Source organism: Haloarcula sp. R1-2, assembly GCF_011627385.1.
In the GTDB taxonomy this organism is placed as follows: domain Archaea; phylum Halobacteriota; class Halobacteria; order Halobacteriales; family Haloarculaceae; genus Haloarcula; species Haloarcula marismortui.
Window position 1 is genome coordinate 146,306 of sequence record NZ_JAANTG010000001.1, and the last position, 21,637, is coordinate 167,942.

15 protein-coding genes and 2 pseudogenes are annotated in these 21,637 nt (G+C 51.7%); 5 read left to right on the plus strand and 12 right to left on the minus strand.

All coding sequences use genetic code 11. From position 1 onward, the window contains the following. Positions 1-22: 22 nt before the first annotated feature. The 6 genes from G9C82_RS00750 to G9C82_RS00775 all read right to left on the minus strand — a co-directional run bounded on the left by G9C82_RS00750 (position 23) and on the right by G9C82_RS00775 (position 9,633). Positions 23-1,348 carry a cytochrome P450 gene (locus G9C82_RS00750; protein WP_127013108.1) on the minus strand — a complete coding sequence of 442 codons (1,326 nt, stop codon included), beginning with the start codon at positions 1,346-1,348 and terminating at the stop codon, positions 23-25. A gap of 94 nt (positions 1,349-1,442) precedes the next feature. Then, positions 1,443-1,829 carry a CBS domain-containing protein gene (locus G9C82_RS00755; protein WP_127013109.1) on the minus strand — a complete coding sequence of 129 codons (387 nt, stop codon included), beginning with the start codon at positions 1,827-1,829 and terminating at the stop codon, positions 1,443-1,445. Positions 1,830-1,938: 109 nt separating this feature from the next. Continuing rightward, positions 1,939-3,978 carry a SpoVR family protein gene (locus G9C82_RS00760; RefSeq protein WP_127013110.1) on the minus strand — a complete coding sequence of 680 codons (2,040 nt, stop codon included), beginning with the start codon at positions 3,976-3,978 and terminating at the stop codon, positions 1,939-1,941. Continuing rightward, positions 3,975-5,288 carry a YeaH/YhbH family protein gene (locus G9C82_RS00765; protein WP_004961042.1) on the minus strand — a complete coding sequence of 438 codons (1,314 nt, stop codon included), beginning with the start codon at positions 5,286-5,288 and terminating at the stop codon, positions 3,975-3,977. The genes G9C82_RS00760 and G9C82_RS00765 overlap by 4 nt, the downstream gene beginning before the upstream one ends. Then, positions 5,279-7,561 (minus strand): PrkA family serine protein kinase, encoded by a 2,283-nt coding sequence (locus tag G9C82_RS00770; protein WP_004961044.1) that lies wholly within the window; start codon positions 7,559-7,561, stop codon positions 5,279-5,281. Before G9C82_RS00770 ends, G9C82_RS00765 begins: the two co-directional genes overlap by 10 nt. Continuing rightward, on the minus strand, positions 7,561-9,633 hold the full coding sequence (locus tag G9C82_RS00775; RefSeq protein WP_127013111.1) for a PrkA family serine protein kinase: 2,073 nt from the start codon (positions 9,631-9,633) through the stop codon (positions 7,561-7,563). The genes G9C82_RS00770 and G9C82_RS00775 overlap by 1 nt, the downstream gene beginning before the upstream one ends. 601 nt (positions 9,634-10,234) lie before the next feature. Between G9C82_RS00775 and G9C82_RS00780 the strand changes: the two genes are divergently transcribed. Together G9C82_RS00780 and G9C82_RS00785 are read left to right on the plus strand one after the other, a co-directional pair. After that, positions 10,235-10,612, plus strand: coding sequence for a DUF5820 family protein (locus G9C82_RS00780; RefSeq protein WP_007190178.1), 378 nt, complete (start codon positions 10,235-10,237; stop codon positions 10,610-10,612). A 32-nt stretch (positions 10,613-10,644) separates the two neighbouring features. Next, positions 10,645-11,094 (plus strand): UPF0179 family protein, encoded by a 450-nt coding sequence (locus G9C82_RS00785; protein ID WP_127013112.1) that lies wholly within the window; start codon positions 10,645-10,647, stop codon positions 11,092-11,094. A 24-nt stretch (positions 11,095-11,118) separates the two neighbouring features. Here the strand turns inward: G9C82_RS00785 and G9C82_RS00790 are convergent. Next, a pseudogene (locus tag G9C82_RS00790) lies at positions 11,119-12,136 on the minus strand (acetamidase/formamidase family protein); the annotation flags it as partial. Here G9C82_RS00790 and G9C82_RS00795 point away from each other — a divergent pair. The 3 genes and pseudogenes from G9C82_RS00795 to G9C82_RS00805 form a co-directional block, all read left to right on the plus strand. After that, positions 12,124-12,552: pseudogene (locus G9C82_RS00795) on the plus strand (IS1595 family transposase); the annotation flags it as partial. The pseudogenes G9C82_RS00790 and G9C82_RS00795 sit on opposite strands and share 13 nt — an antisense overlap. Before the next feature lie 100 nt (positions 12,553-12,652). Next, positions 12,653-13,804, plus strand: a complete 1,152-nt coding sequence (locus G9C82_RS20995) for a glycosyltransferase family 4 protein (RefSeq protein WP_164734735.1) — start codon at positions 12,653-12,655, stop codon at positions 13,802-13,804. A 49-nt stretch (positions 13,805-13,853) separates the two neighbouring features. Beyond that, positions 13,854-14,915 (plus strand): glycosyltransferase family 4 protein, encoded by a 1,062-nt coding sequence (locus G9C82_RS00805; RefSeq protein ID WP_127013114.1) that lies wholly within the window; start codon positions 13,854-13,856, stop codon positions 14,913-14,915. Here G9C82_RS00805 and G9C82_RS00810 read toward each other — a convergent pair. The 5 genes from G9C82_RS00810 to G9C82_RS00830 all read right to left on the minus strand — a co-directional run bounded on the left by G9C82_RS00810 (position 14,898) and on the right by G9C82_RS00830 (position 21,345). Next, a complete protein-coding gene (locus G9C82_RS00810) occupies positions 14,898-16,358 on the minus strand; it encodes a hypothetical protein (protein ID WP_127013115.1) in 1,461 nt (486 codons plus the stop codon). The genes G9C82_RS00805 and G9C82_RS00810 overlap by 18 nt on opposite strands. A gap of 148 nt (positions 16,359-16,506) precedes the next feature. Further along, positions 16,507-17,511: a polysaccharide pyruvyl transferase family protein gene (locus G9C82_RS00815; protein ID WP_127013116.1), complete on the minus strand. Its 1,005-nt coding sequence runs from the start codon at positions 17,509-17,511 to the stop codon at positions 16,507-16,509. 21 nt (positions 17,512-17,532) lie between these two features. Beyond that, entirely contained in the window at positions 17,533-19,041 is a 1,509-nt protein-coding gene (locus tag G9C82_RS00820; protein WP_127013117.1) for a flippase, read from the minus strand. Further along, entirely contained in the window at positions 19,031-20,050 is a 1,020-nt protein-coding gene (locus tag G9C82_RS00825) for a polysaccharide pyruvyl transferase family protein (protein WP_164734736.1), read from the minus strand. Before G9C82_RS00825 ends, G9C82_RS00820 begins: the two co-directional genes overlap by 11 nt. Before the next feature lie 35 nt (positions 20,051-20,085). Then, on the minus strand, positions 20,086-21,345 hold the full coding sequence (locus tag G9C82_RS00830; RefSeq protein WP_127013119.1) for a sulfatase: 1,260 nt from the start codon (positions 21,343-21,345) through the stop codon (positions 20,086-20,088). Between the last annotated feature and the right edge of the window lie 292 nt (positions 21,346-21,637).

The window sequence follows — 21,637 nt, forward strand, 5'->3', positions numbered from 1 at the left end:
CCATTTTCACCCCATGACCACGCTACTCAAGGGCTGATATCTCGGCTTCCATCGGTCCCGACGGGCGCAGTGTCACACTCGGCTGTAAATCAAGTTCATCCGCAGTCACCTGTACGTCGTAGTGCTGCAGCACGTGCGCAAGGGCGAACTGTGCCTCGGTCAAGGCGACCTGACGACCGATACACACCCGTGGCCCGCTGCCGAAGGGGTAGTACGCGCTATCGCCACGGGAGGCTGAACCGGCCCACCGGTCCGGGTCGAACGTCAGGGGGTCCGACCACACGCGACTGTCCCGGTGATGAGCGTATATGGGGAGCATGACAAACTCGCCTGCGTCTAGGTCGGTTCCTGCAAGCGTGACCGGCTCCCGGGCCTCGCGAGACACGCTCCAGACTGCTGGTGTCAGCCGCAGCGTCTCCCTGACAACACGCTCCGTGTAGGTAAGGTCGGACAGGTCGGCCCATCCCGGCTGTCCCCCGTCCAGCACATCCTGTGCCTCCGCTCTGACACGCTCCTTTGCAGCCGGGTTCTGAGACAACCAGTAGAACGCATAGGCAATCGTCAGTGCTGTCGTCTCTTGGCCACCAGTCATGAACAGCACGGTCTGGTCGATGAGCTCGTTCTCGGAGAGCTCGATGTCCGGGTCTGCCTTTGCGTCGATAAGCGCAGTAATCACATCCCGGGGCGGGTCCTCGTGGTTGAGATGCCAGTCCACGAACTCCGTTGCCACAGAGTCAAGTACTGCATCGGCTTCCTCGAACTCCGCGGAGACGCCGGACTGTAACTGCTCGGGCAGGACCAAATCGAACACGGAGGCGTCGAACTCATCATTAAGCGCGGCCAGCGCTTCATGGACGGTTTCCCCGCGTTCGCGGTCGGTGTCCTGGCTGAACAGCGACCGTGTGATGACGCGCATCGTCAGTATCGACAGCTCTTCGAACAGGTCTACGCGCCCCGACTCAGGCCACGCTGTCAGCGTCTCCTCTAGAGTGTCGCCGGCGATCTCGGCGTAGTCCGCCAGCCGACCGCCGACGAACTCCGGGTCCAGCACTGACCGCTGTTGCTCCCAGAGCGCGCCGTCACTCGATACCAGCCCCTGTCGCCGTTGCTCCTGAGCCCCGACGTTTGGGCGGCGGAACCGGTCACGGTCCGCGAGGACCTCATGGGCGATGTCGGGGTCGAGCACAACTGTGACTGACTGTCCAACCTGTGGGTCGACCCGAACGAGCGGGTACTGGTTTGCGTAGGCGTCCTGCATCCCGGTCAGGAACCGCAACGGGTCCCGCGCTAACCGCGGGAGGCTCCCCACAACCGGTAGTCCCGGTGGCGTGTGTACCGTTGGCTCCATGGCCGCGGGTTAGCCCAGACAATGAAAAATCTTTGGCAGAGACTGTCACGCAACCGTCTCCGGTGCGACGGCGGTTCTCCTCCAACCGTCTCATTCAGTCGTCAGCGAGATAGACGGTGAGGTCCGTGGCCGAGAGGATACCCGTCACCCGGTTCTCGTCGTCGACGACCGGCACGTGACTGATATTGTTGTCCCACATTGTGCTTGCGACCGCCGAAAGCGCCGTCTCGGGCGACGTGGTGACGATATCGGTCGTCATGTGCTCCCCCACAGTCGCTTCAGTGGGGTCGACGCCGTCGGCGGTCATCCGGACGTAGTCTGTCGAGGTGAGAATGCCCGCCGGCTGACACGCCTCGTCGACGATGACGACTGACTTTATCGACTGGCCATCCATCGCCGCTGCAACGTCGAGCGCCGGTTCGCCGGCAGTCACTGTCAACACTGGTTCGGTCATGCAGTCGGCGACGGTCGCGCCACTCATGTTCCGGGGTTAGGACCGATTTCACATACGATTTGGGTCGGTACTGCGAGAAATACCCGACGGCGTGGCGGAGTTGGTTTCCGCTCGAATCGGGGGTGCCACACAGCGCTCAGGCCAGCCATTCGTCCGGCTTGGTGTTGTAATCGATATCGGTCGCGGTGAGGTGTTCGACCTCGGCCCAGTCCACGTCAGTGACGGTCACCTCGTCGCCGTCGTAGCGGATTCGCTTGCCGATTTCTTCGGGCTCGGGTTCGCGGTCGCGGCGCTTGGCGACCTCCACGTCGTGGTCGTCGAACTCCTTGACGATGGTCAGGAGGTTCACCGGGCGGCCCCAGAGTTCGAAGGTGCGCTTGAGCACTTCCTTGGCCTGCCCGATGTCGAGCATCACGCCGTTGTACTGATGAGCGAGCAGCAGTTCGTTGCGGTTCTGGTAGTTGCCGTCCTCGACGACGACGGTTGGCTTCCCGAAGTTGGTGAACTGCAACATCAGTTTCTTCTTGACATCCTCGTGGTCTGTCGAGGTCACCCGGTAGTCGCCCGAGGCGTGGGTGTACTCGTAGGTGAAGTAGTCGTTGTCGTCGACGAACTCCTGGGTGAGGAACTCATCGAGGAAGGTCACGTCGTTGTGGCTCTCCCGGATTTCCCGCATCCGCTCCCAGCCGCGGGTGTAGTCCACGTCCGAGAGTGCCTCCGCAACGCTGTCGTAGCGCGAATCGTCAAACATGTAGCGGGCGGTCCGTTCCAGTTCCTCTTGCCCGACCCGGGAGACGAAGCCGCGGTACTGGGGTTTGACCAGCGAGTAGTGCCGCTGGGCCAGCCCCTCGTAGGTCAGGACTTTCCAGGGGTACTGGTCCACGTCGAACTCGCCGTCGCGGGCCGCCGCCAGTCCGTCGGCGTCGACACGGGCGTCCTCGGGGTCGAGGTCGTCGAGGTGGCCCGGAATGTCGGTGAGCCACGCTGGGGGTTCGAGACGGTCCTGTACCATCTCGTAATCGACGCTGTCGTCGAAGTTCCGCCAGGTGATGCCCTTGACCCGGAGCAGACGCTCGATGACCTCGCGGCGGTTCTCCGTGTTCTCGACGTACTCCCAGATTTCCAGCCCGAGGCTGTAGGGGTTCAGCCCACCCGACCCCAGTACCTTCGACATGTGGTCGGAGTAGAGGATGAACTCGTCGTCGCCGGCGAACTGTTCGCCGGTCATCATCAGGGATTCCCAGTAGGAGGCCCAACCCTCGTTCATCACCTTCGTCATCTTCTGTGGGGCGAAGTAGTAGGCCTCCCGGCGGAGCAGTTCCAGCAGTTCTTTCTGCCAATCTTCCATCTCTGTAGCGCGCTCGGCGTCCGCGTCGTACTGCATCCCGTGTTTGCGGAGGAACCCGAGAACATCCTTGTCAGGTTCGGCGGGGAACGTGACGTTCTCGTCGTCGTCACGCTGGGCGTCCAGCCACTCCTCGTCGAACACCTGCCGTTTGACCTCCTCGGAGAGTTCAAGATCATCCAGCTGCTCGGTCACGTCCGCCCCTTCAATGTCCTCGAACTCCTCGGGGACCGTCTCGACCGGGCTGTAGGGAATATGCTGGTCGATGTTGTCCTCCAGACAGAGGACGTGGTCGATGAACCGCTCGACCTCGGCCCGCTCAATGTCGGGGTCTTGCATGTACTCCTGGATGGTGTCGCCGTGGCGGGCGAGCATCCCGGCGGCGTCAGGGCCGCGGCGGCGGTCCTCGCCGGACGCATCGGTCGTCGTCCGGGAGGTGCCGTCGGTGAACATCCGGAACCACTCGTTGTTGGCGAAGAAGTCCGCGTGGGCTTCGACGTGGGTGATGACGGCCTTCTGGTCAGCCAGCGTGTTCGATTCCTGAAGGAATGCGTGGGCTGGGTCGTCGTTGTTGACGATCTCGAAGGCCTTCCCGCCGAGGAACTGGCCCTGTTTCTGCTGGCGGTCGTACTGCATTCCCCAGCGCCAGTGCGGGTATCGCTGCTGAAACCCACCGTAGGCGATGAGTTCGTTCATCTCGTCGTAGTCGACGATCCAGTAGTTCACCGGGTACGGCTTCAGACCGAGCTTTCTGGCGAGATTGCCAGCCTCCTCGACGGGTTCGTCGAGGTCATCGGCTACGCGCTGTTTCGCGAATCTATCGTTGTTCATTGGTCCTCCGTGCTGAGTATGTCGTAGATGGCGTCCACCACGTCCTCCGGCGAGGAGACGTACGCGACCGCGACGTTGTCGGCGTCCCGGAAGTTGCGTTCGACCTCCTCGGCGTGGGTGGCGTTGATGGCGTTCCCGCTCGGCTGGGTCTCCACGTAGGCGTGGAGGTTCGCCGGAATCTGTTCCATCAGCGGGATGACCTTCTCCTCGGTGTCATTCGAGGAGTTTTCGCTGTCGCCCGCCGCGAACACGTAGCGGTTCCACTCGCTCCAGGGGTACTCCTCTTCGAGCACTTCGGCGGCGAGTTCGTACGCGCTGGAGATACGGGTGCCCCCGCCCGAGCGGATGCCGAAGAACTCGTTGCGGTCGACTTCCCAGGCGTCGGCGTCGTGGGCAATGTAGACGAACTCGGCGTTGTCGTACTTGCCTGTGAGATACCAGTCAAGCGGCGTAAAGGTCCGTTCGACCAGTTCCCGCTTCTTCTGGCGCATCGACCCGGAAACGTCCCGGATGTTCACGACCACGACGTTCTTCTCGCGTTCCTCGACGATTTCGGGGTAGCGGTAGCGTTCGTCCTCGCGGCGGAACGGGATCTGGTTGACTCCTTCCCGGCGGATACGCTGGGAGGTCTCGACCTCCTCGACGTTGTCTTCCATCTCTTCGATGGAGTCCCAGACGGCTGTCTCCTCGCTTGGCAGTTCCTCATACGCGTCGTCGATCCACGCCTTCGAGACGGGCATGTTCTGCTCGCGGGTCCACTCGTAGACCGTGGCCGGCCCCCAGCCGTCGACTTTGAGCGCCTCGCGGACGTAGTCCTCGTCGAAGTCCATCGCGAGCTTCCGCTTGAGCCCTTTCTTGAACAGGCGCTCGAAGTCAAGCGTCGAGGAGGGGCCGGATCTGGTGATGTCCGTGAAGTCACCCTCTTTCTCCTCGATGACCTTCTTGCCCTTCGGTTCGAGGTCGAGCCCCAGTTGTTCGTCAAGTTCCTCGGCGAACTCCTCGGGGTCCATCTCGTAGTACTCGTGTTCGCCGCCCTCCTCGCCGGGTTCGCCGTCCTCGTCACCGTCGTCGCCGGGCTGGGGCTGTGGCTGGCCGACCGGGTCACCCTCTTCGGCGCCTTCCCCCTGACCGACGCCGCCCTGATCGCGCTGGTCGTACTCGAACTCAGGGAGGTCGACGATCTTGATCGGGATGCGTACCGAGTCGCCCCGAGACTGGCCCAGATCGCCGTACTGGATAAACTCGGAGAGGTCCTGTCGGCGCTCCTCGCCCACGTCGCGGTACCGTTCGAGGTCGTCTTTTAGTCCCATCTATAACTCACCTGACTCATGACGTGTCGGCTCGTCAACTCGGCCGACGCCGCCGTGTAGTCGAACATCTCGACCATGTTGTCCAGCGTCTTCGCCTTGAGCCGAGCCGTCTCGGTCCCGGACGGCGGGTTATCCCACTGCCCGGGCTCGAAGTCCTCGTAGGTCCGCTGGATGTCGTCCCAGTCGTAGCTCCCGAGGACGGTGTTGATGACCGGAATCTCCTTGGGGTTCACGTCGCCGACACGGAACTCCTCGTCGCGGCGCTGCCACGCGTGGCGGTTCAGTGCCGTAATGATCTTGTCGGTGCGGAACTGCTCGACGGCGTGGTCGGGCTCGTTGCCGTCGTAGTTCTTCTCGTCGAACCGGCCCAGATGCTCGATCTCGAACACCTTCATCTTCAGCGGGTCCGGGTCGACGCGTTCGCCCCGCTCGTTTTCGATCTGGTCGTCCGATTCCCAGGCGTAGACGTGCTCGATGTACTCCTCGACGGTCGCCTCGTCGACGCGCTTGTCCCGCATCATCGCGTCGAGCACGTCCTGTTCCTGCTGGCCGAAGATGTAGTTCTTGACAGTCACGACGCGTTCCTCGTACTCCGTGGCCTCACCGGTCGAGAATACAGGCGCGTCCGAAAGCCCTTCAGCGACAGCATTGAGCACGTCTCGGGGCATCAGCACGTGTTCGACCGGGAGGTCGGGGTGGTGCCGGTCCTGTGGCTCGTGCAGCAGGTCGGCGATGATGTCGCGGACGTAGGTGACCGGGATACCGTGGTCGCCGTCTTCGGCGGTGGTCTCCAGGTCGTAGTCGTCGATGTCGACGCGCTCGTCACCCTCCATCAGGTAGCCCCGGTCGAACAACAGGGCCTTGTCCACAAGGTCCAGCCCGGTCGGGATTTCGGCGCTATCGAGCCGCGAGACGACAGCGTACAGCGCCGCGGACTCGACGGTGTGTGGGGCCAGCTCCTTCTCGGTGGCCGTCTCGACCTGATCCCGGACCGAGATACTCAGTGGCTCCTGAATCCACGTCTCCAGTTCGTCCCACGTCTCGGGGTCCCAGACCTGCGTCTCGTTTGTCAGCTCGCGGCGCAGGAGCTGGGCCTCCAGTGAGAGATTCGTCAGATACGTGAACTCGTGTTTGTCAAGCCGGCGTTTCAGCGCCTTCAGCGGGTCCTGCCCCTCGCGGTCGGCGTGCTTGTTCAGCTGGGCTTCAAGATCCGGGTTCGAGATGATGACGAGCTGGGTGTCCACGTCCATCCCGATGCCCTTGTCGAGCTTGACGTGGGACTCGTCGGGGACGTTCAGCAGCTTCTGGAGCAGGTCGGCGTGCTGGGCGGCGTCCTCGACGACAGTCAGCAGGCCGTTGCCCTGCGAGAGGACGCCATCGTAGCTGAACGCCTGTGGGTTCTTCCGGCCCCGCGAATCGAGTTCGCGGAGCATCCCGTGCATCCACGAGCCGACGAGGCGCTCTTTGGGCGTTCCTTCGTCTTCGGAATGGAGGATGCCGATGCCGCGGCCCACGTCCACGACGAAATTCTTCACCCGGAGATGCGATGGCTGGGTGACCGCCGAGAACAGGTCCGTCTCGCCCTGCCGGCGGTACTGCTCTTCGAGGAAGTCGTAGGCCTCCCGCGAGAACGGGTCCAGCTGGCCGTCGACGCGGATGGGGATGTGGTCGTCGAGGCGCTCGTTGACCTCGGCGAGCAGGCCTGTCCGTACGTCCTCGGGGAACACCGTCAGCGGGTGGGCCTGAACGGGACTCTCATACCAGTCGTCCTCGTCCTCGATGGCCGCATTCCCGTAGGTCATGCTGGTGGCGTCGTTGCCGGCCCCGGCGACGTTCCATTCGACGGTGTAGCGCCGGCCCTCGGGTGTTTTCGAGTACTCCCGCAGGCCGTTGATGAGACAGCGCTTCAGCTCGGATTTCCCCGTGGCTGTCGGGCCTTCCAGCCAGATGATCTTCTCGTCTTTCCCGCGGCCCGCCGCAATCGAGCGGAGGTCGTCGACGAAGGCGTTCAGCACCTCGGTGTTGCCGAGGATGGCGTGTTCACCGTCGTTGTACGGGTCGTCGAAGAAGCGGTAGCGCTCCTTCTCTTCGCCCTCCTCGATGACCATCCGCGTCCCTGCGTCCTCGATGGCGTCGAGGAGGTACTTCGAGGCGTGGGCCGCGACCTGTGGCGTTTCAAGGACGGTGTCGACGTACTCCGCGAGGCTCATCGGGGCCTCGTAGGCGGCGTCGAGTGACTCGTCCGCGCGGTCGATGTACTCCTGGCCTGTCATTACTCTTCCATCTCGCTTTTGGCGACCTCCGCACCAGCGAACTCGAGCACTTCCTTGGCGCCCTCCTCGGAGTAACCCTGCTCGATGAGAGCGTCAACCCACTGGTTGCGCTCCTCGTCGTCCATTTCCGAACTGGAGACCAGCGCGGAGAAGTTGATGTTGTGTTTCTTGTCTTCCCAGAGCTTGCGTTCGAGGGCGCGGCGCAGGCGGTCGTTGTCCTGTGGGTTGAACGTGTCACCCTCGCGTGCGCGACGGGACACCCAGTTCGACACTTCCTGCCGGAAGTCGTCCTTGCGGTCCTCGGGGAGGTTCAGCTTCTCCTCGACGGAGCGCAGGAACTGCTCGTCGGGCTCTTGCTCGCGGCCGGTGAGTTCGTCCTCGACGGTCGCGTCGTCGATGTAGGCCATGACGTGGTCCATGTACTTCTCGCCCTGGCGCTGGATCTCGTCCATGTCGTAGGCCAGCGCATGACGCACGTCCTCGATGGCCCGCTCCTTGTACTCCTCGCGGACGAGTTCGAGGAAGCGGTAGTACTTGCTGAACGACTCCTCGTCGATAGAGCCGTGGTTCTCGAGGTTGCCTTCGAGGTGATTGAACGTCGTCAGCGGCGAGAGGAAGTCCCGGCTGCGGTGCATCGAGTCCATGATGGCCTCGGCGATCTCGTCGCCGATGAACCGCGGAGAGACGCCGTCCATCCCCTCGCCGATGTCGGCCATCTTCTCGGCCTCCTCGCGGAGTTTCTTCACGTCAACGTCGTCGGCCTCGTCGATTTCGCCGTTGTAGGCTTTCGCCTTCTGCACGAGGTCGATGGACTCGTTGTCGGGCTCCTCGATGCGGGTGAGGACACCGAACAGGCCCGCCATCTCCAGCGTGTGGGGCTCGACCTGAATATCCGGTAGGTCAGCGTTGCGCAGCATCTTCTGGTAGATGTTGGCCTCGGCCTGGTACTGGAGGACGTACGGGAAGTCGATGCGCTTGGTCCGGTCGTTGAACGCCTCCATCTTCTCGTCGCCCTTTTTGTCCCGGTACTCGGGCATGTTCGTCCGGCCGACGATGACCTGGTCGATGTCGATACGGGGGTTGTTCTTTGGCTTGATTGTCTGTTCTTGACTGGCATGGAGGAAGTCATAGAGGAACTCCCGCTGGAGCTTCAGCAGCTCCTCGCCCGAGAAGATGCCGCGGTTGGCGTTACAGAACGCCCCGGAGTAGTCAAAGGCTCGCGGGTCGCTCTCGCCGTAGATGGCGATCTTCGAGTAGTTGACATCGCCGGTGAGCTCCGTCTCGTCCTGATTCTTCTTGTCCTTGGGCTCGAAGGTCTCGATTCCGCGGCGCTGGTTCTCGTCGGCGACGAAGCGGACGATCTCGACGTGGTTTTCGAGGACGGCCTGGAGGTCGTCGTCGTATTCGGCCAGCAGGCGGTCCATGTAGAACTCCGAGGCGGGGTCCAGCGACTGCTCGTTTCGGATAGTGTAGGGGGCATCGAGTTCCGCGTTGATGTCTTCGATGACCTTGTCCCGCTGTGCCTGTGGGAGAAGCACGAGCGGGTCCTGATTCATCGGCGACCGGACCACGTCGTCGGCGGGGTCCTGGTCGTGGATGACATCACAGAGGTTCGTCCAGCGGAACGTGTACATCCGGCCCTCGTCCCGGCTGGTGTAGTCCTCGAAGTAGCGCCGGACCTGCCGGTCGAAGTCGGACTTGCCCGACCCGACCGGCCCCAGCAGAAGCTTGATACGCTTCTCGGGGCCGAGCCCGCGAGCGCCGGATTTGACCTTGTTGACGAACTCGTGCATCGCCTCGTGGATGACCCGTCCGTAGAAGGTGTTCTCACCGTCGTGGAGCGGGTCCTCACTCGCCAGTTCGTATTCGACCACGCCGGCCTCCTCGTCATAGCTTTTGCCGTAGTAGTCGAACATATCCGCCACGCGCTGGTGGGCGTTGCGGGCGATCTCCGGCTCGTCGTACAACTGTTGCAGATACCAGTCGAACGTGTTCGTCTTCCGGAGGTCCGCCGGTATCGTGTCACGGTACTCCTTGCTCAGCGCTTCGAGTGTCTCGTTGTTCTTGCTCATGCTATCTCAGTAGTTCGTCGTGGCTGCAGGCGACCACCGACTGTCGCGGGCTGGTCTCGGGGCTGTGTCGCTCCTCGGTGTCGGTGCTGTCCGCTGCAGATGTGACCGCAAACAGCCGCTGGTTCACCCTTCACTGCGGGGTGACGCGTGTGCCCTTCCATGGCTGACCTGCCGGACGGAACACGGGGACTGTTCCGACCTGGTGTGGTAACGGGAAGCAGTGTCGAACTGTTTCCGATACTATTTACCGTACGAGTTCTGTTCATATAAGAACTTTGCCCTCTCATGTGCATACCGCCGATAAATTCCGGTCCGATAGTCGTCCGAATGCGGGGATGGCGGGGCACACCCATGTTACCATGTCTCATTATTTTGGCATTGGTTTATATACTGTGTCGGTTGTCAACTGTTCTCTCTGGTGGGTCGGCCAGTGTTTAGCGCTGGATTGATGTGAATCTGTTGCCGGATTGATTGACGAACGAGAACGGGACACACGGCAGCGCAACTCAGCGCATCGCTGTTGCCGTCGTGCAACCGAGTGCCGGTATCTGGGCCTGGGACGGACCAGCGGATTCTTGCCCGTCCACACCGATTCGGCTGTATGGACCTGTCGGGCCTCCCCGATGACTGGACGGTGTGGAACGAGACCGACGAGAAGCTCATCCTCGCGTACCGCCCGGACGTATTCGACTCGGAGCAGTTCCCGGCACCGTGCCTGCCGACTATTTACCTCACGCGCGGGAAACGGACCCGCCGCCCCGGCGCTGACCGGACCGGAGAAAGCTGGTACGTCACCTTTTATCTTGAGCCCGAAGTCGAGCGCGACGCCGATTCCTACGAGGGCCGCGACGCTGCCGTTGAGGGCGCTGTCGCACTCGCTACTCGGTTCGCCGACGGCGAACTGGACTACCGCTCGCTGTATCAGGTGCCCCGCGAGGCGTATCTGGATAAACTGGACGACCTGACCGGGCGGACATGATGCTTTACCGTGGCGGCGTTCTATAGCCCGGTATGACCACTGTCACGCTCGTCGGGACGCGCCTCGCCGAGGTCGGCGCGGAGTTCGTCTACCGCGGCGAAGCCAGCGGCTGTGAGGGCTGTCCCTACCGCGACCAATGCCTCAATCTGACGACCGGGAACCGCTACCGGATCACCAACGTCCGCCAGAGCGGGCAAACGCTAGACTGTGCCGTGCATCAAGACGGCGTTCGGGCCGTCGAGGTTGAGCCCGCACCGATTCAGGCCAATGTCCCCTCGAAGGGTGCGTACGCTGGGAGTAAGGCGTCGCTGCCGGGCCCCTGTCCGCACACCGAATGTCCCAGCCACCCCTACTGTGAGCCTGCTGGGGCTGAGTTTGATGAGGAATATCGGATATCCGAGATTGTTGGTGACCCGCCGCATGACTACTGTATGCTAGATCGTGATTTGACGCTAGTGGAGCTGGAAGCGCCCGGAGAATAGAGCAACTACCCCATCTTATGGCCCTTACTGCGTTTGGACGGCATCGCCGAGGCCGCGATCCTCTAATATATCAAGCGGGGAGAGCATATCGAATTGGACGACACCGGGGAGCCGACCGATCTGGACGCCGCTGGTAAAGGTACAGCGCGCCCGGACCTCGCCCTCGCTTAGGTCCAGCAGCGTCGTCGCCCGGTCGAAGGCGTTCTGCGTGGCGTCGTTGACTGTCGCACCTGAGCCGACCACCTGGATCGGTGCCATGTTTTCCTGCACGTCGACGGCGTGCTCTGCACCGGGGTTGCGGCCGGCCTCTAGCTCTTCGTCGCTGTAGGGCTGGCTGATGAACGGAAGATCTTCCTCGTTGGGCAGCAGGATGGGACCATCGAGTTTGAGTCCCTCGATGACCTCGACATCCATCGTGACGGTCCCGCTCACGTCGGTCGTGTGCAACGAGAGCTCCCCGTCACCTTGGTTCGCGTGGAGATCGCCGACGTAAACGCCGCCGCCGTCTATGGCGACGGGACAGATCAGTGTCGCGCCCTCACGGACCTCCGGAATGTCCATATGCCCATCAGTCCGCTGTTCTAGGTCGGCCTCGGTTTCGACGCCGTAGTCGTGGTCGGCACCGATGAGGCTCTGTCCAAAGTCCCCCGCGTTGTGTGAATCCGGCATCGTGACCGGCGGCGTCGTCCCGATGTTGCCGATGAACGGCCGCAGTCGGCCGAGCGTCCCGGGCATCCCGTCGGGTTCGTACAGCAAGATCGGATGTTGCCGTGCGTTCTCGGGGATGTCCATCACCTCCTCGGCGTCTGTCGCTAACTCGTGTGCGCCGTCCTTGTCAAGTGTTAGCCCAACGGCGTTCTCGTGGTCGAAGGCGACGGTGTAGCCGTACTCGAAGCCAAACGAGGAGGCGTTTGCACCGCACTCGGCACACCGGATGACGTCCTCACCAGTCTCCTCGACGACGGAATCTGGCTACGTCGCGCTCGGCCATCGACCCCGTGCTCGTCGCCATACTCGTCACCTCAATGTCGCGGATGTGGATCGTATAGCAGCGACAAGCCACCAATCTTCATCATCGCCGACCGTGGCACCGGACAGCGGTACGTGATTCCAGCGAAAGCCGCAGACGAATCGACGATTCGACTCCTGCTGGCCGACCGCCAGCAGGAGTCACTCACTGTCTATACCGACGGCTTTCGAGCGTACGAACCGCTCGAAGACGACGACGCATTCGACCGCGAATACGTCGTCCACGGCGACGGCGAATACGCTGACGACGAGGTGCACGTCAACACCTGCGAGAGCCACGCGTCGCGGGTGCGACGGTGGCTCTCGCCCCACCGAGGTATCTCCAAGGACAAGCTAACACAGTATCTCAGAGCGTTTCAACTACGCCAAGAGCTGTTTCGGAAACCCGGCCGAGACGCTCTCAAACACGCTGTTCGAGCAACGTTGTGAAATCAACAATGTGCTACGGATGAGCGTACAACCAATCATTTCGAAACAGAGTAATAAGTGTATATCTTATTTTGATTCAATGTGTACAAATTTGGCCTTGGTGTCATTTGGAAGATGGTCTTCAATATGGGAAAAAAGAATAAAGTATTTTTCGAGCAATGTTGAAAAGCTCACCCTATATCGTGCTACAGATGAAAAAATAGAATTTAATATACCTGAGAATGTGACAATAGTGAATTTGGGAACTAACCGCCGGACATATTTAATACCATTCTACATGATTTCTTGTGTCCTTCTAATTATATATCATTATTTTGCCAGAGGTGAAAAATTTGATATTATCCATTCTATCGACTATTATGGGGGCCCACTTTGTGCTGTGTTAATCTCAAACATAATGGATGTGAATTCCATAGTATCGATGAGGGGGCTACCAAAACAAATAACTCCTGAATATTTAGAGAATTCACAAAACACCTTCAAATATAAACTGCATGTAATCCAAGCCACAATTATTATTTACTATAGATATATATTGCCTTATGCAAATATAGTTCATTTCAAGTCTGACTCTGGTATAAATTATCTGGAGAAAAATTGTGGTATTAATCTCCCAGAAACTGAAGTTATACCGACCGGTGTAGATATGGAGTTATTCAACAATCCCACTTCTAATCTGTCCTTCTTAAAGGAGTACTTGAGTGCTGGAGACATAAGGAAAATATATAATGAAAAAACTCTACTCTATGCGGGAAGAATATCCGAAGGCAAAGGTATACATAATCTTATAACTCATCAGAAAGAGTCTGATATTGAATTCAGCTTAGTTATTGTAGGGGAACCGAATAGCCCAGCTGGACAAGACATACACAGAGAAATTAAAGAGGTAGAGAGAAATGAAAGCAATATATTGTATATTGACGAATTCCTACCACATGAGCAAATTCCACCGATAATAAAAGCATGTGATTATGTTAGTCTTCTTTCAACATACAGTGATGAAGGAGCACCAAGAATCATTCAAGAAGCTCTGATTTTGAATACAAGATGCATTGTTTCTAATAGACCTGGCATTCGGGAACCATTTAGTGACTTGTCTGGATGTGCCGTGATTGAGCCTTCGAATACCGACGGCTTTGAGGATGCCCTTCTAAAATTAGAAGATCAAGTCGTTGAAAGTCAGGAGGCCAAAAGTCGGTTCAATATGAAAAACAATTATGAATCACTAACCAGCCTTTATGAAGATCGATAATACCTCCTCAACCAATAGAAATTAATATATCTCTGGTTATGATAATAGTATGGCTCAACCATCTGTATTATTAATCGGTGATCCATATAGCAGCAAAAGTTCTAAAGAATTCTTAAAGAAATTTGTTAAATTAATTTCTTCTGTTTCAGATAATCTTATCGTAATCAGTGGCGATCAACCTCCTAATAAGGAGAATGTAGAATGGATACGTTATAGTTTAGATATTAAAAATTCTTTCTGGAATAAGGCCTCTCAATATTTAGAATACCAAACATTCGCGTCAAAAGTATTAATGAATAATAGAAAGTCGATAGATTCAGTTGTTCTTAGATCACCATCTTATTTGCCTCCAGTGATATTGGGGAAAATCCTGAATGTCGAAACAAAACTTTTTGTCGCTCAACAACCTAATGTGAGTATCTTACCTCAAATATCTAGATTAAATATGAGGATTGGCGATGAGCTAATTGTTGAATCGCTTGGTGTGTTAAACCATTGGGATTTAGGTCATTTACGCCCGAAATCTAAAGTTGGTAGTGTCTATGTGGACTTGGAATCATTTTATAAAACAGAACAAATATCAGAACGAGAGAATGATATCGGGTATTTAGGGAGCCTCAATAAAAGGAAAAATGTTCATAAGTTAATTAAGGCTGCTGATCAAATCGCAGAAAAAAATCCATCTATAAATATTGTATTCGGTGGAACTGGGGAATTGAGTAATTCTGTTGAAAATTTATCTAGAAAACATGAAAACATAAAATATTCAGGATTTATAAATGACTCAGATCTGCGTAGATTCTATAATTCATGTAGATTATTTGTCCTCCCGTCTTCTTCAGAGGGATTGCCAAATGTCTTACTGGAGGCCATGGCATGTGGAACCCCCAGTTTGGCTACTTCTATAAGCGCAATACCTGACGTAATTACTGATGGAAAAAATGGATTTTTAATGAAACCTGACAAATTGGATAATTTGTCTGCGGTCGTGAAATCGCATGTTGAAAGAGATGATCTTGAACAGGTATCAAAGCGAGCTAGGAGTTATGTGGATGAAAACTTTTCATACAAAAGTGCTCTTAATAGATACAATTTAATTTTCAGTAAATAAGGGTTTACATTCAATCAAAGTTAAATCCCCAGTGGTATATACAGTCGAATACATTGACATTCTATTACTTGATGTATCACTTCTCGATACAATTTTAGCTGAAGCACAATTATTGTCTGCAAATTTCTTTTCGACAAATTCATTCCCTTCAGACGCCCAGAGACCCCACTCATATCCAGCAATTACCCCATTGTGATAGTTATTAGACCATTGGCTTGCCTTGAACTGAGAAGTAGAATAATGCCCTTGTCCGACCACAGTCTGATCAATATCCGACTGGATAACATGAGGAGGGATTGCCGTAATTTGTGACAAGACAAATAAGAATATTAGTAAATAAGATATTCCAATCCTGGCGTGTTCCTTATTGAGTATATTTGAGACATATAGGATCGTATAAACTGCTGGGGGAAGGATTGTCGCACATAAGAAAATCAATAGTCGGATTGGGTGGACGGGGATAAATGCTCCTAATACTATAAATCCCACATATAATGTGGATAGGATTCCAGAAAAGAATATCATTGTTAACTCGTAATCTGGATTTACTCGATTTGAAATAAATAGATAAATATGGATTAATGCGAATATAAACAATATGAATATTGAAGACCTTGATATGATAGACAGTATAGATAACCCTTCAGTTTGTTGTAGTCCACTAACACCTCCTGAAGGTGTGGTAGCTGTAGTCTGCCCACTTAAAACTGAGATCAATCTTATACTAAACCTGAGCACGTAGTCTTGAGCAAAGTATAAAAATAGCGTGCTGAGACCAACCAATATCAGGAACAGAGTTGCATTACCACTCTTTAATTTTCGGACCCTAGTATGACTGTCAAATTTATTGTAAATACATACAAATAGGACAATTAAAAGAAAAAGTGTTAAGATAACCGTAGTAAAGTGATGTGCTAATAAAATAGAAATTGTAATGATAACAGGTGCAGTTCTCTGGATCCTGCCTTTTATTTTCACTGAATATAATAGAAATAATACAAACAAGAGTATAACTGCCAATAATTCGTCGACAAATTTTGTTTCGAACATTAGCAATGTCCGTACTGATGCAAACCCAACGGCAGAAAACCCAGCGATCGCCCAATCATATAATCTTCCAACAAATAAGTAGTACAAGAGTGGAAGAGTGACCGATAATAAGGGTATATATTTGGCTGTAGTTCGAAGTTTTATGTTTGTTATTTCCAATACTACTGTATTTAGTGAATAGAAAAGCGGCCATGCTGCACCATCATTCATGAACTCATTCAGGTTGGTAAACTCAATGAATCGATGTAGTTCTGGTATTGTCCTGATGTAAGGATCATATCCAAAGAGCCCTGTCTCTACTGGGTCGATGACCACTAATGCTGGAATGAGTGTCAGATATATTAAAATAGAAGCTACAAGTTTCTTACTTTTGGAAATGTTGGTTATAACCATTGCACATATAAATATAAAAGATAGAATAAGATACGGAATTATGTGATTATATGTGGGATCTATTAAGGTTGTATAAAAGAATAGAGTTGATAGAGAGATAAACAGTATAACAGATGTTTTCTGTTGCTTCCTGTAATCCATATTATCTCTAGCTCGATATTAACTCTTTTAATTCTGATATTTGACGGTCCTTTTCTTCTCGTATCGTTTTTTTATTCAGACTGACTAAACTCTTCTGGATGTCATCACTTAGGACACGATCGAAGAGCGCCGCCCGGGGCGTATCATAATAGAATTTTGCTTTCCCACCATATGCCAAGGCAGGTACGCAGGCATGGATTCGATCACTGTGTGTATGTGTTGCATTTTTATACAAGAATAAATAATCCCCTATATTGTCCGAAACAAATATGTCCTCTTTGTTATAAAAGACACTTCTATCCATCTTAAATTTCAATTTTTTCAATAAGCCTCTATGTGGTTGTTCGAAGGGATTATGATCTGCTCGGATAATCCGTCTCCCATCACCAATTTGTGGCTCGTCGATACTATCAAAGGTCGCCATGTCGAATGTTGTGTTAGCCTTCGGGGGGTTATACAATTCGTTAATAAAAAAGGCACAATCTATACCATTGTATGAATGCTCAGCAATATCTGAATAAAATCCATATGCCTTCTCGTCTCTCGTTATTAATCCTTTGATTTCGACATCTTTTAGTAATTCTTTGGTGTTATTTATTGTCTCTTCTTTGTAATCCCCTCCACCAGCTCCCAAAAGAATTATTGGCACACCCCTTTCACGTAAACGTTTCAGCACAGGAAGATAGGTTCCTATACCGTGTCTGTAAAGTACACAACCAGGGAGGATAGCTATATCAGGATCTGTGAATTCTGAAATGTTAATAATTCGCTTCGTATAGTCTGACTGTTTTCTACAAATCTTTGCAGCATAAGAACCTACAGCCCCTAATGCCCCCTCTAAACCTGAAAGTTCTCCTAAGGATTTATGATCTGCGACTAAGTTAGGGAATCCACTAACCTCTATTATTTCATCTGAATCAGATGCCGCTTGGTCAATCAGTGAACGGGCACCTTTATCGATAAAACCATTCCCTATATTTGTAGTCCAAGTTCTGAGTAGTAGTATTTGCACAAAATTGACATCGTGTTTAACCTATATAAATTTGAATACTCCAACTGCATTTATAATATCTGATACAGTGCTATTAATGAGTTCCACGTCATCTGATGTGATTCCACCTTGTGCCCATAAAATAACTATTTCAGTAATAAAGCATACAATATATAACAATACCGCACTGGATATGTTAAAGTATAATTCGTTATATACTGGGACAAAATTTGAAATATAAATAGTAATTACCGCTCCAGATAAACCCATTATGATAGATTTGATAGATAATATTTTGATCTCATGATTTAAAAGTAAATCCCCAGATTTCAATATATTCATGCTAAGATATCCTACCATTGATGCAAATGCAGCTCCTTGAAGCCCATATATCGGAATTAAAATAACGTTTAAAAATAAATTTATTACGACAGAGATTATGTTATAGACCATTATGGTCTTAGATTTACCAAATCCCAAGAGAGCTTCACCATTTGGTCCAACAACAGCATTTATAAACAGCCCAAAACCAAGGATTATCAACAATTCCCTAATAGTACCCACCGAATAGTGTTCTCCAAACGCTCTAATCAGAAAATGAGGTCGGATACAAATAGCTACGAAAGCAGGTGTAGTTAAAGCAAGTATCCACTTAGTAGAGTTATTGTATATTTTGGATATTTTCTTTTCGTTTCCTATCGAGATTAACTCTGTGATTTTTGGATAGAGTAAAAACCCGAAACCAGTACGGAACAAGCCAAGTAACATCGCTATAGTTACAGCCACTTCGTAGATACCGATAAATTCAGAACTCATATAATATCCAATAGCGACTTTGTCAAACTGAGATAACAAAATAAATACAGATGATGAGATCATTAATGGAAAACTAAAACTTAACAATCCATAATTGAAATCTATGTTCAAACCCGGAGACCAACCTGACCTTATTGTGATAAAAATGCCATACATCAGTGTAATGACGTATGAGAAAAAAACACCCAAAACTATCCAGTCAGTTTTACTTGATAGATAAGAGAGAGGTATAGCTATTGTCAGAAGCGATAGAGGCTCTACGATCTTTGAATGTTTTATGAAATTCTTTGAAGACATAAACCCTCTTAATATCCCCTTGAACAATTTGTTCAATCCATATATCGGTAAAGAAGCTAATAGGATATAAACAATAGTTGTGTCGGTGTTGTCAAATAGCCAAACAGAAATGTTGTCTGCAAACACAATACCTATAAGAGCTACTATTAGACTAGAAGTGGTTACAATTACTAATGAAAATGTAATAATTGAATCTCTTTCTTTAGAAGCCAAATCAGAGTTCGATAGATACTTGACAATGCCCTCCCGTAAGCCGAATACTGTAGGAATAGCTATTATATTAATTAAAGAAAGGAATAATATTACGGTTCCGAAAGCGGATTTAGAAATGTTATTTGATAAGGTTATACGGAATATAAATGATGATAACATCCCCAGAGCGGTTCCCAACAGTACTAGTATACCTGCTTTGCCGACTGCGGTAGAGTCAGAAGTCATTTAATTCCAGTATCTCAGATTGTATTTTATCCATGACTATTCTCTCATTTACTTCATCAAGAGGAATTCCCTGTGATGATTTTCCATAAGAATCTAAAAGAGATGAAACTTTATCCGCATATTCAATGGCAACAAATGGTGTTGCACTAATGTTCGCAAAGATCATAGAATGTAGTCTTGTAGTTAGTATACCATCAAACTGGGAAACTATACTAAGAGCTTCTTTTGGGTGATTATATGAGACGATAGGAATTTTTCCTAATTCTTCCGATACAGCTTCGCACGTTCTATGATCCATCCCAGTAGGCTCATATGAATGTTTACAAAATGGCATAAGAACAACGTTGAATCCACGATCTTTGAGTTCTCTACCAGCATGAATATATGAATGAAATAGCTGTTGATTCAAGCGGGCATTTTTTACTTTACGAGCCGCTATTGCAAATATTGGTTCATTGGTATCTATTCCTTGTTCATATAAAGACTTACTCCCTAATTCACCCTTAGGTTCTAATTTGGTTGCCGGATCATCCACAAGCTTTACTGGGCTGACCCCTATATTATTTAGTACATCCTTACTGACTGGATCACGGACCGAGACATTATCTGAATTTTTCATAGAGAATTTTAGTCCTTTTTTTGTCATAGTTGGTGTAGAAGAATAAACACCAATTGCTGTCCAATGAACAGACTTACCTAGTGCTTTTGCAGCCGTTGCATAATGGGGTATTTTTTTTGCATATGGTCCCATATAGTGTGAAAATAGCCCTCCGCCTCCGAAAAGAAAATGATCATTTTTAACCAATTCTCTAATCAGCTGTATTTTTGATGGACTAACCGCTTTCAGTTTAGTTCTTTTTGGGGTTTCATCGGAATGTAATCTTCTTGTCTCCTTAACATCATGAGTTACAACAGTTATTTTACTAATATTTGCGGATGCATTTTTCAATAGCCCACTAAGTATTGCTTCATCTCCTATATTTCCAACCCCATAGCCCCCTACAATCATTACATTTCCATCTATTCTATTAAGAATATAACTATTCATTCTTTGTATCCCAATGCTCTTAATCTATTTTCTATCTGACTCATGTCATCTTTATTAGAAGCCTCTTCATTCGATTTGGAGTTTGAATTCCGGTTCTCTACAAATTCTTCCAACTCCAATTTCATAGAAGAATTTTCACACTGGGAGAAATCTTTAGATTCATCGTTTAAGTCTTCTTCGCAAAAACAAGCACTATCCGAGGAACGAATTGCATAACGGCGTATGTTTTCATTCTTACTACCACGAACTTGTTGAAACACAGTACGTTCACTTGAAGAAAGTTTTAGTAACGAAGTGCCATTATTTACCATATCGTGTTTAATAACATTATCTAAAGTTGATGCAATGTCTAGCGTGCTTGCCGGAGTTTCCACTACATCATTCCGACCACTTGGGACCCTAACAAACAACGGTACTTTCGTGATTTCTTCATGGAGATACCGCGGGTGTTCGTAATAGCCATGTTCGCCGAAGGCGTCACCATGATCAGCTGTGACAATAATTAATGAATCTGCGAATAGATCTCGTTCCCTGAGTGCATCGAAGAATTCACCCAAATGATAATCATTGTACCGGATCTCCCCATCATATAAATCAATCAGTAGTTGTTTTTCTTTATTAGTAATTGAGTGTGGATCATCAATTGCCCTTTTGTATAGTGATTGTGCATCTCGCCCCGACAGGTCCTGGTCGGTGTACAGTTTTGCATATTCACTCGGAGGTTCATAGGGCCCGTGAGTGTCCATGTAGTGATTCCATAGGAAAAACGGTTCTTCATCTAATGAATCGACCCACTTTAGAGATCGTTCGTTAATCTCTGTAGCGCGTGCATAGTGACGGTTTCGCAGTTTATCAAGGGCTCGTTGTGCCAAAGCGACTAGCTTATTCTGCCCTAGGTGAAGATCATCATCAAAGTGGTCGAATCCTTCGTCAAAACCGTAGGCACGCGAGACAAACGGATTTGAATGAAAGCCCGCTGTCGCATAGCCTTCTTGAGAGAGGGTTGATGCAATCGTCTCTGTGGCGAGTTGGTACTTCGAATCGACAGCCACATCGGGGTACTTCCCGGTTAACAACGCTGGCACTGCCTCTCGCGTGTGCGAACTAGCACTGTACGCGTTCTCGAAGCGAATGGACTCCTCTGCGAACTCGTCAAGAACAGGTGATGTCTCCCGATGATACCCATAACAGGAGAGATGGTCTGCACGGAGCGCATCTGCAGAAAGCAGAATGACGTTTTGCGGGGAATCAGTCATATGAAATATCATTTTCCCTGTGGTGATTTTATTCTTCCGAAGACGGTAGAAACTACGCTTAAAGAGTCGTACAACCCGCGCTAAAAATTCGGTCTCACTATCGTGGGTCGTCGACGGACTCGTATAGGCTACCATCTTCAATGGTTTTATACGGCCGGCAGTCATGTGACATTGGAGTGTGACTCTACCTACCTCTTATCCTGATTTGAATATTCTCGGAGATAGAAAGAACTGATAGGTTACAGGAGTTCGTTATTGTTGCTCTCTGATTTAAGAGTGAGAGAACATCCTC